The organism is Mesorhizobium sp. RCAM 06353, assembly GCF_059683585.1.
In genome coordinates, this window is the sequence record NZ_CM185031.1 from 4,921,059 (window position 1) to 4,935,676 (window position 14,618).

The following is a 14,618-nucleotide window of genomic DNA, read 5'->3' on the forward strand; positions in this document are numbered from 1 at the left end:
GCGAGAACCAGAGAACGCTTTGATCCAACGCAACGAACGGGCAAGATCGACCGGCGATCATCGCTACGAACAGGAGGCATGAGGGGTGACGATCCGAAATCTCGAACATGCGTTCGCCCCGAAGTCCGTTGCTGTCTTCGGTGCGTCGGTGCGCGAAGGCTCCGTCGGCCATGTCGTTTTCGACAACATCGTCAGCGGTGGCTTCGAGGGCGACATTTGGCCGGTCAACCCGAAATACTCCGAAGTCGCAGATCGGCAATGCTATCCCAAGGCGGCCGATCTGCCTGACGTCCCAGACCTTGGTGTCATCGTCACGCCGCCCGAGACAATTCCCGGCATCGTGCGCGACCTTGCTGAAAAGGGCACACGGGCGGCGGTCGTGATCACCGCCGGGGTTACGCGCGAAAATGGCCTGCGCCAGGCGATGTTGGACGCTGCCAAGCCCACGCTCTTCCGCATCATCGGGCCGAACACGGTCGGGCTGATGATCCCGCCGATGAAGCTCAACGCCGGATTTGCGCATATGGCCGCCAAGCCCGGCAACATCGCGCTGTTGTCGCAATCCGGCGCCATTGCCACATCGCTGATCGACTGGGCTGCCGACAACAATGTCGGGTTCTCCCAAATCGTCTCCCTGGGCGACATGGCGGACGTGGACGTCGGAGATTGTCTCGACATGCTGGCGGGCGATGCGCACACCCGCGCTATCGTCATGTATCTCGAAACAATTCCCAATCCGCGCAAGTTCATCTCAGCCGCTCGTGCGGCGGCGAGGATCAAGCCGGTGATCGCAATAAAATCGGGTCGGCACGAACAATCGGCCAAAGCGGCCGCGACCCATACCGGCGCGCTATCGGGGGCCGATCGCGTCGTCGATGCGGCGTTGCTGCGGGCAGGCATACTGCGCGTCAAAGGTCTCACTGAGTTGTTCGATGCGGTTGAAACGACCGCTCGTTTCGTTCCGCTAGAACGAACCCGGGTCGGCATCGTCACCAATGGCGGCGGCGCCGGCGTGCTTGCCGTCGATCAACTCGTCGAAGGCAATGGAGAACTGGCCGAATTGTCGCCGGAAACGATCGCCCGACTGGATGCCGTCCTGCCGAGCACATGGTCCCGCGCCAATCCGGTCGACATTATCGGCGACGCCCCGCCAGAGCGCTATCAGGCGGCGATCGTGGCCGTCGCGGCCGATGCCGGAACCGACGTTGTCCTGGTCATGAACTGCCCGACTGGGCTCGGCTCGCCGCTTGCTGCGGCAAGCGCGGCGGCGGCGCTCGCGCAGGACGGCAAGATTGGTGGCAAACCTGTCCTGACCTGCTGGCTTGGCGAACACACGGCGCGCGAAGGGCGACGTGTTCTTCAGGATGCCGGTATTGCCAGCTTCGAGACGCCAGCGGATGCCGCAACGGCCGTCTCCTACCTCAGCGAATGGTCGCGAGCCCAGCGGGCGTTGATGCGCACCCCGTCGAGCCGCAGCGAGGACGTCACGAGCGACCGAGACGCCGTGCTCGCAATATTCAGGCAGGTCGCGGGGGAAGGGCGGCGAATGCTGACCGAGCCCGAAGCCAAGGCAGCAATTTCCGCCTACGGCATCCCGGTACCCGAAACGATCGTCGCCAGATCTCCTGCCGAAGCGGAGGCGGCCGCCAGCCGCCTCCTCAAGACGTCCGAGCAGGTCGCCGTCAAGCTGCTGTCCAAGGTGATCTCGCACAAATCGGACATTGGCGGGGTGGTGCTTGGCATAGCTACTGCGACTGCCGCAGGGGAGGCAGCACGCGCAATCGAGGCGCGCGTGCGTAAGCACGCACCGCAAGCCGATATTGAAGGCTATGCCATTCAGCCAATGGTGGTGCGGAAGCAGGCGCAGGAACTCATTCTCGGCATGAGCCGGGATCCGATCTTCGGGCCGGCCATTCTGTTTGGAGCCGGCGGAGTCTCCGTCGAGGTGATGGACGATACAGCGATTGCATTGCCGCCGCTCGACGACGTTCTTGCCGGTGACCTGATCGGGCAAACGCGGATCGGCCGCCTGCTGGCCGGATTCCGCGATCGCAAGCCGGCCGATCGGCAGGCGATCATCGGCGCGCTCAACGGCCTGTCGCAGATGATCGTCGACTTTCCGTGCCTCGTTTCGATGGACATCAATCCGTTGCTCGCCGATTCCACCGGCGTGATTGCGCTCGACGCCCGCATCGAGATCGAGCCGGAACGCGTTGAGGAGCCTGGGCCCAACCCGGCGATTGCCATCAGGCCTTATCCGTCGGGTTGGGAAAAAGAGTTTTCGGTGGGCGGCAGGCGTTATCACATCCGGCCGATCAAACCGGCCGACATCGCGCTCTATCCGTGTTTCCTCACCAGGATTTCGCCCGACGATCTGCGCCTGCGTTTTCTGTCGTCGAGCAAAAGCTTCTCCGACCAGATGTTGAAGCGGCTTACCCAGCTCGACTACGACCGCAACATGGCTTTCGTCGCATTGGACACGAGCACTGGCGCGCTGGCGGGCATCAGCCGGCTATCTTGCGATCCCGATCATGTCAGCGCCGAATACGCTTTGCTGGTGCGGACGGACTTGCAGGGGCATGGCCTGGGTTGGGAATTGCTCAGCCAGATCGTCGACTATGCAAGAGCGGATGGTATCCGCCGCATCGAAGGCATCGTGCTGAGCGAAAACAGCAAGATGCTGGCCATGTGCCGCGAGTTTGGCTTCTCGATCACGCATCTTCCGAACGAGCCCGGCCTTGTCGAGGCCAAGCTCGAACTCAGTTGAGATTGATCGTCCGCACCCAGTCAGGACGCTGTGCGCAGGATCTCGGAAGCATCGTGCACGCAACATCTCCTCAATTCGGAGACAATGTCGACGAGTTGTCGGTCGGAGTCGGTCCTGCGCCAACTGGCCTGGCTGGCCTTGCGCTGCAATTGCCGCGACAGGATATCTATCGTGGCGTCCGAGGGGCCGCCCTTGCGTTCATTGACCCGCTGCCAAAGGACGAGTGGATCCGCCTCCAGCCAGAAAGCGGAGAATGCAATACCTCGGTCGCGCGCTGCCTTTTCAATCCGCTCACGATCGGCCGGTCTGTCGAAAACCGCATCTGCGACAACGGAGCCGCCCTCGGAGAGGATCAGGCCGGCGCGCCATGCCATTTCGTTATAGACCCGTTCGGACACCTCAGGTCGATAGGCCTTGTCCGGCAGCCTGGTCTCGGCGGGCACGCCGTGCATTGCCTTGCGGATACGGTCGCTTTCGACAATGCGTGCGCCGGGCGGCGCTCCAACATAGGCAGCGAGCGCCTCGGCAATGGTCGTCTTGCCGGAACCACTGAGGCCGCCGATGGCAACGAGCCGCGGTTCTGTTTCCTGGAGAAATGTCAGGGCGAGTTCGAAATAGGATCTCGCCTCGGCAATCAGCTTGTCGCTGTCGGCGCTGCCTTCCTCGACCTGCGTTGCGGTGACATGGGCGCGCACGGCAGCCCGCACGGCCATGAAAAACGGCAGCAGGATGAAACCGTCTTCATCGTCGGCCTCGTCGAGATAGCGGTTCATCACAAGATTGGCGAGCTGGGGGAAGCCGCGATGCCAAAGGTCCATTAACAAGAAGGCAAGATCGTACAGAACATCGATGCTGGCGATCTGGTCATTGAATTCGATGCAATCGAAGAGGCGAGGCTCGCCATCGAAAAGGCAGATGTTGCGCAGGTGCAGATCGCCATGGCACCGGCGGATCTTGCCCGCGGCCTCCCGGCGGTCTAGCAATCCGGCATGCCGGGCAAGTGCGGTGCGGAAGGCCCCGGCAAACGTCTCGATCTCCCGTTTCGCAAAAACATGGCTGGTGCCAAAGCCGGCCTCGTTGATGTCGAGCACGCCCATCAAATTGAACGAGCCGGTGCCATTGTGGACCTCCGGTGCTGCGCGATGATATCCTACGATCATCCGTGCGACGGCGGTCATCAGCGCCGGCGTCAATTGTCCCGCTGTTGCCATTCGATCGAGAAGCTTCGACTGGTCGAAGCGGATCATCTCGATCGCCGCGTCGAGCATTTGGCCGGTGCCGTCAAAAGCCAATTTGTCGTCGGCTTCTCGCGTGATGCGACGCACCCCCAGATAGAGGCCGGGAGCGGTTTTCGAGTTGAGTTCTACCTCTTTCTCGCAAGCGGCCAGCCTCAGTGCCGGCGTCGAGAAATCGACATAAGGCAGCTTGACCGCCCGCTTCATCTTGTAGGCGCGTTCGCCAACGAGGAAAATACGCGAAATGTGAGTCTCGATCGCCTCGACGGGCCCAACCGCGCCATGGGTAGCAGGATCAAGCAGAAACGCGGCAGCGGCTTGCTGGTCATCGACGATCATGGCCGGCCTTCCCAGTGTGTCTTGGAAAATTCGTTTCCGCGATCTGCGCTCATTGCTGCAATGTCTGGACATAACCTGCCAACTCATGGATGCGTTCCCTGGTGACGATTTCGCCTGCGTTCGGGCCATATTTCTTCACGTCGGCAGGCAGGAATTGGCTGCCCCACACTGGCATGTCGCGCTCGCCATGCGCCGGCACCATGGCGCGACCGTCGATCACGGCATAAACGCGCCAGTAAGGGAATTCGCCGCCATTGCGCCTGGAGAGGCGCGTCAGATCGCTCGGCCGCTTCAACAGCTCGTCGCCCAACGGGCCATCGCCCTTGCCTTCGGGACCATGGCAGACGGCGCATGAGTTCATGTATTCGGCCTTGCCGTCGCCAAGTTCCTGGGCGCCGGCCGCATTGAAAGCCAATCCTGCCAGAGCCGCCGTGATCAGGAATCTCATGTGTGTTTCCCCGATTGTTTGGCTGAAATCTAAAGCCTTGCTTTGGCAGTGCGTTGACACGGATCAAATGCCGTCAGTCACTGTGTTTGATTCAGCGCAACGAACGCATCGGGCGCCCTCGCTAATTACTGAAACCGCGACTGATCCTTCAATCGAAATCAGGAGTTGCCATCATGGCGTTCGAGACACTGCTTACGGTTACCGGACCTAACCAGGGTGAGGGCGATCTAAAGCTAGCCGCCTCGCTGTGCGAACAGATCGGCGCCCATCTCTCCGTGCTCGTTCTCGAGCTGGCCGCACCGCCATCAAGTGGTGAGTATGCTGCCGTCGTCTCACCAGCCTGGCTGGAGGAACGTCAGGCCGAGCTGAAAAGGCTCGAGAAACGAATTTCCGACGTCGCCGGCTTTCTTTCCCAGACCGCCGTATCGGCCGATCTGAGCGACGACTATCCCGACATGGGATGGGCGGACGACGTCATCGGAAGGCGTGCCCGCTACGCCGATCTGACCATTCTCGGACCAGATCTGCTGGCAAGCCATAGGCTGAAGGATAAAGTCATCGAGGGCACGCTGTTCTCATTGGGAAAGCCCATTTTGCTCGTTCCCGAGGGCTCGCGCCCGACGCTGAAACCGAAACGCATCTTAGTCGCTTGGGACGCCCGTCTTGAGTCGTCGCGGGCCGTCCGCGAGTCGCTCGATATGCTGAAAGGCGCCGAAGAGGTTCACCTCGTTATTGTCGACCCGATCGAGGACGAATTCCATCACGGTGCGGAGCCTGGAGCCGATGCCGCCGCCTATCTTGCCCGGCACGGCGTGAAGGTTACGGTCGAGCGGCTGCCGAGCGCGAACCATTCGGTTGCCGACGTGCTTCGCCAGCATGCCGGCGACGTTGCGGCCGAGCTGATGGTCATGGGCGCCTATGGTCATTCCCGGTTGCGCGAGCGGATTTTCGGCGGGGTCACCAAGTCGATGCTCGAGGGGCAATCGCTGCCGGTCTTGATGGCGCGATAGCAATTCAACGACAGAAAAAAGGGCCGGTGCAGATTGCGCCGGCTCTTTTCATGTCTCGCAAGATTTGATGGGGCGACTACTCGCTTGCTTCTCGTCCGGACACCTGCTCGATCAGGATCCGAAAGAAAACGTGCGGCGCACTGTCGGCTGAGGGAGGAACGATGGGCTTGAGTGCACCGGGTTCCCACCAGTCGGAGTGCTTGCTCAAGACCGACCAGGCATGATCCCGCTCAAGCTTGTGGCCGATCCGGTCAGGCAGTTCTTCGTATCGGCCGTCGGCAACGACGCTTCTCCATCCTCGCCCCTGGCCATGTTCATCGACCTGGACGGACACCAGCGGATTGGCTCGCATCCATTCGATCTTTTTCCCCGGCATTGAAAACGCGTAAAGATGAGCGTCCGAATGGGCGTAGTGGAAGGGCACGACATAGGGTTGCCCGTCCTTCGCGCATGCCAGGTGGCCAACGCGATTGGCCGTCAGCAATTTGGTACATTCCAAAGCAGAAAGCGTGCGGATCTGCATCAGTGCGATCTCCTGTTCTTCACGGCTTTTGAACTAGGCCGGAAACGTGTCGCAGGCCAGTTTTGTACAGCTGGGCAGCCGCGTCCATAGCGGAGACAACGTCGTTGTCAGAGAGCTGCGGGAACCGTAGATAGTGGTGGCCCAAGGCCCGGAACTGTCCTGGCTGACTAAGGCAGACCACACGGTCCGCTTCCTGCTCCAGCGCGGCGACCGTCTCTTGCGGTGAAACGGGAATTGCCACGACAATTTCCCTTGGTGACCGGCGCTTGAGGGCGCGGATCGCGATTTTCATGGTCGTACCGGTTGCGGCACCGTCATCGACGATGATCGCGGTCTTTCCCGCGATCGAGATCGGTTTGGTCTTCCCGCGATAGGCAGCGCGCTGGCGTTCGAGTTCAGGACGCTCATTTGCAATCAAGACACGTAGCTCGCCTTCGTCGAGTGCATAGGTCTCGACAATCTCACGGTTCAACACGACCTCACCAGGGTCGCCATCGACGATTGCGGCAACAGCCAGCTCGGGATTGCCCGGGGCGCCGACCTTGCGGACGACAAGCAGGTCAAGAGGAGCGTTGAGGGCCCTGGCCACTTCCACTGCGACGGGCACGCCGCCACGCGGTAATGCCAGTACGATGGGCTGATGCAGTTGAAGCCTGCTCAGTTCCAGGCCAAGCTTCACTCCAGCCTCTTCCCGGTCGCGGAACATCGGTCAATCCACCGGCCACAGTTTTCGCAGCGACTTCTTCATCGAGTTTCTGACCTGTACGATCTCACCGTGCGAAATGTGACGGTCGAGAAGCTTGAACACGGCACTGATCGCGACATCGAAGTCGATCTCCTCATCGTAGCCGAAACTGTTTCTGACGCTGATAACAAAGTCGCGCTTCGTGCGCTCATGCGGAGGCGCCGACGGATTCCAGCCTTCGAAATAGATGCCGCGGACCAAAACAGGCAGTTGCGCCGAGAGATCGGCCATTTCCGCCGGCGACAGCCAATCCCTCACCGTGTGCAGGACAGACCTAAGGAGACGGCACGCGCTCGGCTCGCTCCAGCAGAGGTCCTTGGCGAGTTCCTTGACCCATTGTTGCGCCTGCTGGCCAGCGTGCGTGAAGCCAGCAAAGGATGTGTGGGAAATTTGCCCCATGGCGATGCTCCTCGAAGATTTGAACTCCATTGTCAGGCATCGTAAGGCTTTGAGCATTGAGCAGGATCAAATCGCTCAAAGGTGCATCGCCCCGATCGTTTTCCACCGCCGCCTCGACCAGTTCGAGGAGACCGGCAGGCAAAGGGGACGAACACCGTTTGGGCAAGCGGCGGGTTTCAGCCTCCGGATTTCTGCACCAGCAGCGGAACGATCCGATCGCTCTTGGCGACAGTGGGCCGGCCGGCGGAGCCGTAGGGAATGCCCAGCGCATCCCAGGTCTCGACCAGCGCGTCCTGCAGTCCCGCGATCAGCGTGTCGGAATGGAACGGCGTCGGCGTGATGCGCAGCCGCTCCGTGCCGCGTGGCACGGTCGGGTAGTTGATCGGCTGGATGTAGATGCCGTGCACGCCGAGCAGGCGATCGCTGGCCATCTTGCAGAGCTCGGGGTCACCGACCAACAGCGGCACGATATGGGTTGGCGACTCCATCACCGGCAGGCCGGCCGCCGACAGGATCTGCTTGGTCCGGCTCGCCTGCTGCTGCTGCGCGTCGCGCTCGGCCTGCGAGCGTTTCAAATGGCGGATCGATGTCGTGGCCGCGGCGGCGATCGCCGGCGGCAATGCCGTGGTGAAGATGAAGCCCGGCGCATAGGAACGCACGGCGTCGATGACGGCACTTGTGCCGGTGATGTAGCCGCCCAGCGTTCCGAACGCCTTGGCGAGCGTCCCTTCGATGATATCGATGCGGTCGGCGAGGCCCTCGCGCTCGGTGATGCCGCCGCCGCGCGGCCCGTACATGCCAACGGCATGGACCTCATCGATATAGGTCATGGCGTTGTAGCGCTCGGCGAGTTCGACGATCTCTCTGATCGGCGCGATGTCGCCGTCCATCGAATAGACGCTCTCGAAGACGATCAGCTTGGCGCGCTCGCGCCCCGCCGCCTGCAGCAGGCTTTCCAGATGCGCGACGTCATTGTGGCGGAAGATCTTCTTCTCGGCGCCCGAGCGCCGCACGCCTTCGATCATCGAGGCATGGTTCAGCTCGTCCGAGATGATCAGGCAGTTGGGCAAAAGCCGCGCAATGGTCGAAATCGACGCTTCGTTGGAGACGAAGCCGGAGGTGAAGACCAGTGCGGCGTCCTTGCCGTGCAGGTCGGCAAGCTCATGCTCGAGCTCGACCAGCGGGTTGGAAGTGCCGGAAATGTTGCGGGTGCCGCCGGCGCCCGAGCCCATCTTGCCGGCCGCTTCCTGGAACGCGGCGATGACATCGGGATGCTGGCCCATGCCGAGATAATCGTTGGAGCACCAGACGGTGATTTCCTCGGCGCGGCCATTGGAACGCCATATGGCGCGCGGAAACTTGCCCGCGATACGCTCAAGGTCGGCGAAGACACGATAGCGACGCTCCGCGTGGAGCTGGTCGATCGATTCTTCGAAGAACCGCTGGTAGTTCATGTCCGAATTTCCTTATTTGCTCGCGGTTGCGCTGCGGGCATCAGCTACACCGAACTTGGCAAGGTTAGACGTAACCGTTTGCGGGAGCGGAAGACCTTGATTCATGTCAAAACCACGATTTGGAGGTGTCACCTCCTCAGTTCGATATGAACCGATGCAATGATCCGCTGCGCAGCACAGAACGCGTCACGCCGCCAAAGGTCCTCTCCAGTAGCCGGCTATGACCGTAGCCACCGAGAACGATGAGATCGGCCGCAATATCCTGTCCGATCTGGAGGAGGATTTCCGCCGGTTCGGAGCGGCACGCATCCAAGATTTCGGATCGCGCCTTCACACCGTGGCGCGTCAGAAAGAGTTCCACATCCGCTGCATTTTCCCTGGGTCCAGTATTCCCATTGTCCACGGTGGCGATCACGACATCCTTGGCGGTGATCAGGAAAGGCATAGCGTCGACGACGGCACGTCGCGCTTCCCGCGTGTCATTCCACGCAATCAAGATGCTTTCGGCCTTGATCGGTGCCAGGGGTTCCGATGCCACGAGTATCGGACGGCCAGCCGCAAGGATGAGACTTGCCGGATCAAGCACACGATGACGGTCGACCACCAGATCGGCCGTCGGCGAGCCAGTGAGGATCAGGTCGGCGGCACGCGCATTGAGTGCAAGTTGGCGCGTAGGATTGCCTACCTCTCCGCGCCACGAGGCACGATTGCTGCCGTTGACGATGCTCAGGAATTCCTCCCTCAGGCAGTCGAGGCGACCTTCTATCTCCTCTATCTGGCGCCACAACGCCTTGGTCGCGGCCTGGTCATCAGTGCTGGTTGGGAGGACAAAATGCGGCTCGGCGGCGCAGAAGCCGATCAGGTCGGCCTCGATCCGTTGAGCAAGATCCCACGCCATCGCGATGCGTGGCGCTGCGATTACGTCCACGTCCAGTTGAACCATGATCGTCTTGAAAGCCATCGCGTCATTCCATCTGCGGTTGACGCGACTTGGCCATCAAATAGAGGCAAGCACCTTGATGCGGGTCAAACCCTAACGAGACCGGTTGGTGCCGGGGCGCTCGTACAGTCCGCAAGGCCAGAGGGTTGATCCTGATCAAGGACATGACGACGAATGGCGTCAACGTTGCGCTGTGGAGATCTTGTTCGCATGCCTCACAACGGAGTAGTCGATAATGCACACTCAGCCCGAGCCTTCCTCATTCGGCACACAATTGTTGCCGATTGCGGGAAATGGCCAGAAGTTCTTCCTTGCTGCCGCGTCTCTTCAAGTGCACGCCTTCAAGGCGATGATGCGCTATAACCTCGAAACGCTGGCATTTCTGAAGCATCGTTGCGAACAGGACGTTAAGCTGGCCGATGATCTTATCAGTGGCCCGGAGTTCAATGACGCCTTCGACATCTTTGCTGCTTTCCTGCAGAATGCGACATCGCAATACGTCAGCGAAGCCGGAAAGGTCGCTACACTGACCTCCAGGCTTGCTTCGGAAACGGCCAAGCGGGTTCGCGAGGAAGCCAGAACCGCGATCGAGGATGCAGCGGCAAAGACAGTCGCGTAGACCGGCAATGCGGAGGTCGTCAAACATGAACAGCCTTTACAGGCGTCGTCTTCTGCCGGCTTCCGCCCTTGCAATGATGCTGCTCGGATATGTGCATCCAGCCCCGGCCGATAGCCTGACGGATCACGGAAAGGCGTTGGTGGAGGTCAATTGCGCCCGCTGCCACGCCATTGGAAAAACCGACAAGAGCAGTCATCCTGACGCCCCGGCGTTTCGCACCTTGTCAAAGAGCTATCCGATCACCGATCTCGAGGAGGCCCTCGCTGAGGGGATTTCGACTGGCCACCCGGACATGCCTGAGTGGATCGCCAGCCCCGACCAGATCGATGCAATAATCGCTTACATCACCACCTTGCAGCAACCGTGAGAGGGATTGCAGACGCAGCAGCCGGCCGAGCCTGACGCCTCCACTGCACAGCGGAGGCAGTCGATCTGGTGACCGTTCGCGGCGCCGGCAAATCGGCGCAGACCAGGCTAGGGCAACATCCGGTCAGCGGCACGGAAGAACGAGCGAGCATGCGCCACGATCTGGGCCTCCGTAGGGTGATCGGCAGGTTCGACGCCGACGATGCGATCCTTCAAGTGGGGATGGTGGTCACGTATATGCTTTGCCAGCTCGTCTCTTGCCGATCCCGGCCCCACTATCAGCCATTCCTTCGCCGGCTGCAGGGCGGTGACGATGTCGTGATAGAAGGATTGGTTTTCCGGTGCACGCTTGCCGTCGACGGTGCCTGCCTTGTTGTGGGTCTGATGATGCGCAAGCGTGGTGGCAAGCCTCAGGCTCTCGGCCGATTCACGATTGAAGAAAAACACCTTGGCTTTGCGATGATCCAGCCAGGCGACAGCGTGTTGGGTCTGCATACTGATACATCCTTGAGGCTATGGTTGAGGAATGAGCGCGATCAACCCGATGAGGCGTCCTCACGCGGGCTAGGACTCCAGCGTTGCCAGGATCGAGCCGGGCTCGATGACGGTATTCGCAGTGGCGACAATCGTCGCGCGGCCGCCTGCCGGCGCCACAATCTCGTGCAGCGCGTCTTCAACGCGAACTTCGGCTATTCGCTCTCCGGCCTTGATTGTATCGCCGCTCGTAATGAACCAACGCTCCAGGATGCCCTCCGGCAACATGCTGGACGCCCACAGGGCTTCATCGACCTTGATATAGTGCATCGCAATTCTCCCTATGCCGCCGAATGATATGCGCTCGCGCGGCACGGTCCTTGATCCCGATCAATCGGCGTCCGGCGCAGAGTGCTGCAATCGCGAGACGTTTGACGACGATCAATTTCTGATGCGGCAGCTGTCCTAAGATGGCCGGCCGTCGACGGAGTGGGGTCATGAAGCATTTCAGGGAAAACGCAGCCGTCGCGATGAGCGCCCGATCAGATATTGGCGTTGCGTTCGCAATCAATTGGCTTGCCCGCGCTGTGCATGTGATTGGCACCGATGACGATATGGCCTCTGCCGCAAGAACTGTTAGCCACATCAGCCCGACGCCCGGCAACGCGTGTGCCGTTTCGGCGATTCCAGAAAATGATGCAGATCAATGCGCAACGTACCGTTTGCGAAGATTTTGATGCGATGTGGAACCCTATCCTAAGCGCACCTTATGGTCGCGGCCTCGAACTCGCCGTCTTCGACGAGGAGGGGGCGCATGCGCTGGTATTTCCCTGCATAAAGGTCCGCGAAGGTTGGAAAAATGCCACCACCGGCGCCCGTGTCGACATCCGTCCGACCCACTGGCGCGACTGGGAAGAGGTGAAGGGTCAGGCCAGCACTAGCAACCCTCTCGAAGGTTCTCCCTAGGGTCGGGATTCCACGATCAGCGCCATGCGCACGAGATGTGACAGGCTGCTTGCGCCCATCTTGCTCATGACATTGGCCCGATGTATCTCCACCGTGCGCGGGCTGATCCCCAGATCGTAGGCAATCGTCTTGTTCGGCAGGCCCGAAACAAGTCCATTCAGCACCTGCCGCTCGCGTTCAGACAGGGTCGACAGACGCGCGCGGATATCCGCGGACTGGGGATGCGCCGCGTTTGCCTGGTTGCGGTTGGCCAGCGCGGAGCGGATCGCCTCGATCAGCATCTCGTCGTCGAATGGCTTTTCGATGAAATCGGCAGCGCCTTCCTTCATTGCCTGAACGGCAAGCGCCACGTCGGCATGACCCGTCATGACAATCACCGGAACTGTATGTCCGCCTGCTCTGAGCTGGCGCAGGAACTCGATGCCGTCTATGCCCGGCATGCGCACATCGGTGACAATGCAGCCGTCGAGATGGCCAGTCGCCGTTGAGAGAAAAGCGGTGGCCGATTCGTGCAGGCGTACTGCGAAGTCTGCTGTTGCCAGAAGAAAACCGAGCGATTTGCGGACGTCGACGTCGTCGTCGACCACGTGCACCAGATCACTGTGGGCCATTTGTGATCTCTTCCTTCTCTACGATGCGCAAGGTGAACCGGAAAGCGGTTCCGCCGGCCGGCATGACCTCGGCCCATATATGGCCACCGTGCGATTCAACGATGGTGCGGCAAATAGAAAGGCCGACACCCATGCCTTGCTTCTTCGTCGTTACAAACGGCTGGAAGAGCTGGGCCGAGACCTCCGGCGCGAGACCCGGGCCTGTATCGATCACGCTTACCTCGGCCATCCCATCATCCCGGGCAATGGTTGTGACTTTCAATTCGCGGCGCGGCGCGTCCTGCATGGCCTCCACCGCGTTGCGCATCAGGTTGAGCAGAACCTGCTGAATCTGGATGCGATCGGTCAAGACCAGTTCGGCGGCAGGGTCAAGCTTGTAGCTGACAAGGAGATTTATCTCCCTCGCGCCAACCAGGGCCAGCGATGCGGCTTCCTCGATGAGAACCGGCAGTCGTTCGACCTGACGCTCGCTTTCGCCCCTGGCTACAAAATCCCTCAGGTGACGGATGACGTCGCCTGCCCGCAATGCCTGCTCAGCTGCCCTTTCGACGGCATCCCGAAGCATAGGCGCATTCTCGTCCTGGCTCTTCTCAAGCAGCCGACGACTGCCTTTGAGGTAGTTCGTAATCGCGGTCAGTGGCTGGTTGATCTCATGGGCAAGCGTCGATGCCATTTCGCCAAGTGCTGTAAAGCGCGCCATGTGGAGGAGCTCCTGCTGCTGCTCCTGGATTCTTGCCTCCGCCCGGTGGCGTTCGGTCAGATCGCGGCAGAAGCCGGTAAAGAAGCGTCCGGTTCCCGGATGCATCTCGCCAACGGAAAGCTCCATTGGGAAAGTCGTGCCATCCTTGCGCGCGCCGGTAACGGTGCGGCCGAGCCCGATGATCCGGCGCTCTCCCGTCGTCAGGTAGCGAAGCAGATAGGCATCATGCTCGTCGCGGTAGGGCGAGGGCATCAGCATTTTTACGTTTTGACCAATGACTTCGCTTGACTGGTAGCCGAACAGCGTTTCGGCAGCGGTGCTGAAGGATTGAATCCCACCCTGTTCGTCGATGACGACCATCGCGTCCGGCACTGTTGCCAGGATCGATCGCAAATGGTCCTCACGCAGCCGAAGTGCTGCGTTTGCAAAGGACAGGTCGCTGACATCCGTGCCTTCAATGAAGATCGCGGTGATACGGCCATCGTCGGCCTTGACCGGCTGATAGACGAAATCAAGGATGCGCTCCTCGACCGGCCCGTCGGTTGTGTTGCGAAGGCCAACCTTCACCCCGTGGCCGATGTAAGGCTCGCCAGTCGTGTACACATGGTCCAGATGTTCGAAAAACTCATTCCCTTCGAGCTCGGGAAAACCGTCCCGTACTGACTTTCCAATCACTTGCCTGTGGCCGATCAATCGCTGGTAGGCGGCATTGGTCAGTTCGAAAACGTGACCTGGCTCGCGCAGGAGCGCTATAAAGCCCGGAGCCTGATCGAACATTTGCGACAACAGTGATTTCAGTGTCGTTCCGCCGGGCGACAAACTGAGCGCTTCGTCTTTGATCACCTGAAGTTCCTGGGTTCGAGACGGTGCTACCGGGGTAACTATCACTTCTCGCCGCACAGCAAAACGGATCGAGCCGACGATTTCGTGTGCAGATGCGGTTGGCGATCTTTGACGCGCATCAAGGCATTGGACGCGGGCGAATGCAATTCATCACGCATTCCATCGTTCCGCGAAAGGCG

General features: G+C 60.5%; 17 protein-coding genes. 6 read left to right on the forward strand and 11 right to left on the reverse strand.

All coding sequences use genetic code 11. The features are described 5' to 3' along the window. The first annotated feature begins 85 nt into the window (after nucleotides 1-85). Complete coding sequence (locus tag AC56QX_RS23690; RefSeq protein WP_497110960.1) at nucleotides 86-2,767, forward strand: bifunctional acetate--CoA ligase family protein/GNAT family N-acetyltransferase; 2,682 nt, start codon at nucleotides 86-88, stop codon at nucleotides 2,765-2,767. 20 nt (nucleotides 2,768-2,787) lie between these two features. Here the strand turns inward: AC56QX_RS23690 and AC56QX_RS23695 are convergent, their stop codons facing one another. After that, complete coding sequence (locus tag AC56QX_RS23695; protein WP_497110962.1) at nucleotides 2,788-4,341, reverse strand: bifunctional aminoglycoside phosphotransferase/ATP-binding protein; 1,554 nt, start codon at nucleotides 4,339-4,341, stop codon at nucleotides 2,788-2,790. A gap of 49 nt (nucleotides 4,342-4,390) precedes the next feature. After that, on the reverse strand, nucleotides 4,391-4,789 hold the full coding sequence (locus AC56QX_RS23700; protein ID WP_497110964.1) for a c-type cytochrome: 399 nt from the start codon (nucleotides 4,787-4,789) through the stop codon (nucleotides 4,391-4,393). A gap of 173 nt (nucleotides 4,790-4,962) precedes the next feature. Between AC56QX_RS23700 and AC56QX_RS23705 the strand changes: the two genes are divergently transcribed. After that, nucleotides 4,963-5,799, forward strand: coding sequence for a universal stress protein (locus AC56QX_RS23705; protein WP_497110965.1), 837 nt, complete (start codon nucleotides 4,963-4,965; stop codon nucleotides 5,797-5,799). A gap of 76 nt (nucleotides 5,800-5,875) precedes the next feature. Here the strand turns inward: AC56QX_RS23705 and AC56QX_RS23710 are convergent, their stop codons facing one another. The 5 genes from AC56QX_RS23710 to AC56QX_RS23730 all read right to left on the reverse strand — a co-directional run bounded on the left by AC56QX_RS23710 (nucleotide 5,876) and on the right by AC56QX_RS23730 (nucleotide 9,881). Then, on the reverse strand, nucleotides 5,876-6,322 hold the full coding sequence (locus AC56QX_RS23710) for a pyridoxamine 5'-phosphate oxidase family protein (RefSeq protein WP_497110966.1): 447 nt from the start codon (nucleotides 6,320-6,322) through the stop codon (nucleotides 5,876-5,878). Between the two features lie 19 nt (nucleotides 6,323-6,341). After that, complete coding sequence (locus tag AC56QX_RS23715; protein WP_497110967.1) at nucleotides 6,342-7,028, reverse strand: phosphoribosyltransferase; 687 nt, start codon at nucleotides 7,026-7,028, stop codon at nucleotides 6,342-6,344. Between the two features lie 3 nt (nucleotides 7,029-7,031). Continuing rightward, nucleotides 7,032-7,466, reverse strand: a complete 435-nt coding sequence (locus AC56QX_RS23720; protein WP_497110968.1) for a DUF2267 domain-containing protein — start codon at nucleotides 7,464-7,466, stop codon at nucleotides 7,032-7,034. 176 nt (nucleotides 7,467-7,642) lie between these two features. Further along, nucleotides 7,643-8,920 (reverse strand): 5-aminolevulinate synthase, encoded by a 1,278-nt coding sequence (hemA, locus tag AC56QX_RS23725; RefSeq protein WP_497110969.1) that lies wholly within the window; start codon nucleotides 8,918-8,920, stop codon nucleotides 7,643-7,645. A gap of 136 nt (nucleotides 8,921-9,056) precedes the next feature. Next, nucleotides 9,057-9,881: a universal stress protein gene (locus tag AC56QX_RS23730; protein ID WP_497110970.1), complete on the reverse strand. Its 825-nt coding sequence runs from the start codon at nucleotides 9,879-9,881 to the stop codon at nucleotides 9,057-9,059. Nucleotides 9,882-10,212: 331 nt separating this feature from the next. Here AC56QX_RS23730 and AC56QX_RS23735 point away from each other — a divergent pair, with 331 nt between their 5' ends. After that, the gene (locus tag AC56QX_RS23735; RefSeq protein ID WP_497117856.1) at nucleotides 10,213-10,479 is read left to right on the forward strand and encodes a phasin family protein; all 267 of its coding nucleotides are present in this window, start codon (nucleotides 10,213-10,215) and stop codon (nucleotides 10,477-10,479) included. Nucleotides 10,480-10,552: 73 nt separating this feature from the next. Next, nucleotides 10,553-10,846, forward strand: a complete 294-nt coding sequence (locus AC56QX_RS23740) for a c-type cytochrome (RefSeq protein WP_497117857.1) — start codon at nucleotides 10,553-10,555, stop codon at nucleotides 10,844-10,846. Nucleotides 10,847-10,953: 107 nt separating this feature from the next. Here AC56QX_RS23740 and AC56QX_RS23745 read toward each other — a convergent pair whose 3' ends face one another. Further along, entirely contained in the window at nucleotides 10,954-11,340 is a 387-nt protein-coding gene (locus AC56QX_RS23745; protein WP_497110971.1) for a translational machinery protein, read from the reverse strand. Between the two features lie 69 nt (nucleotides 11,341-11,409). Beyond that, nucleotides 11,410-11,649, reverse strand: coding sequence for a lipoyl domain-containing protein (locus AC56QX_RS23750; protein ID WP_477439082.1), 240 nt, complete (start codon nucleotides 11,647-11,649; stop codon nucleotides 11,410-11,412). Between the two features lie 167 nt (nucleotides 11,650-11,816). On the opposite strand from AC56QX_RS23750, the gene AC56QX_RS23755 reads away from it, so the two are divergent. Together AC56QX_RS23755 and AC56QX_RS23760 are read left to right on the forward strand one after the other, a co-directional pair. Continuing rightward, nucleotides 11,817-12,056 (forward strand): hypothetical protein, encoded by a 240-nt coding sequence (locus AC56QX_RS23755; protein ID WP_497110973.1) that lies wholly within the window; start codon nucleotides 11,817-11,819, stop codon nucleotides 12,054-12,056. Next, entirely contained in the window at nucleotides 12,013-12,285 is a 273-nt protein-coding gene (locus AC56QX_RS23760) for a hypothetical protein (protein WP_497110975.1), read from the forward strand. Before AC56QX_RS23755 ends, AC56QX_RS23760 begins: the two co-directional genes overlap by 44 nt. Here the strand turns inward: AC56QX_RS23760 and fixJ are convergent. After that, nucleotides 12,282-12,896 (reverse strand): response regulator FixJ, encoded by a 615-nt coding sequence (gene fixJ / locus AC56QX_RS23765; RefSeq protein ID WP_497110977.1) that lies wholly within the window; start codon nucleotides 12,894-12,896, stop codon nucleotides 12,282-12,284. The two genes, AC56QX_RS23760 and fixJ, sit on opposite strands and share 4 nt — an antisense overlap. Next, the gene (locus tag AC56QX_RS23770; RefSeq protein ID WP_497110978.1) at nucleotides 12,883-14,439 is read right to left on the reverse strand and encodes a PAS domain S-box protein; all 1,557 of its coding nucleotides are present in this window, start codon (nucleotides 14,437-14,439) and stop codon (nucleotides 12,883-12,885) included. The genes fixJ and AC56QX_RS23770 overlap by 14 nt, the downstream gene beginning before the upstream one ends. Nucleotides 14,440-14,618 lie beyond the last annotated feature (179 nt).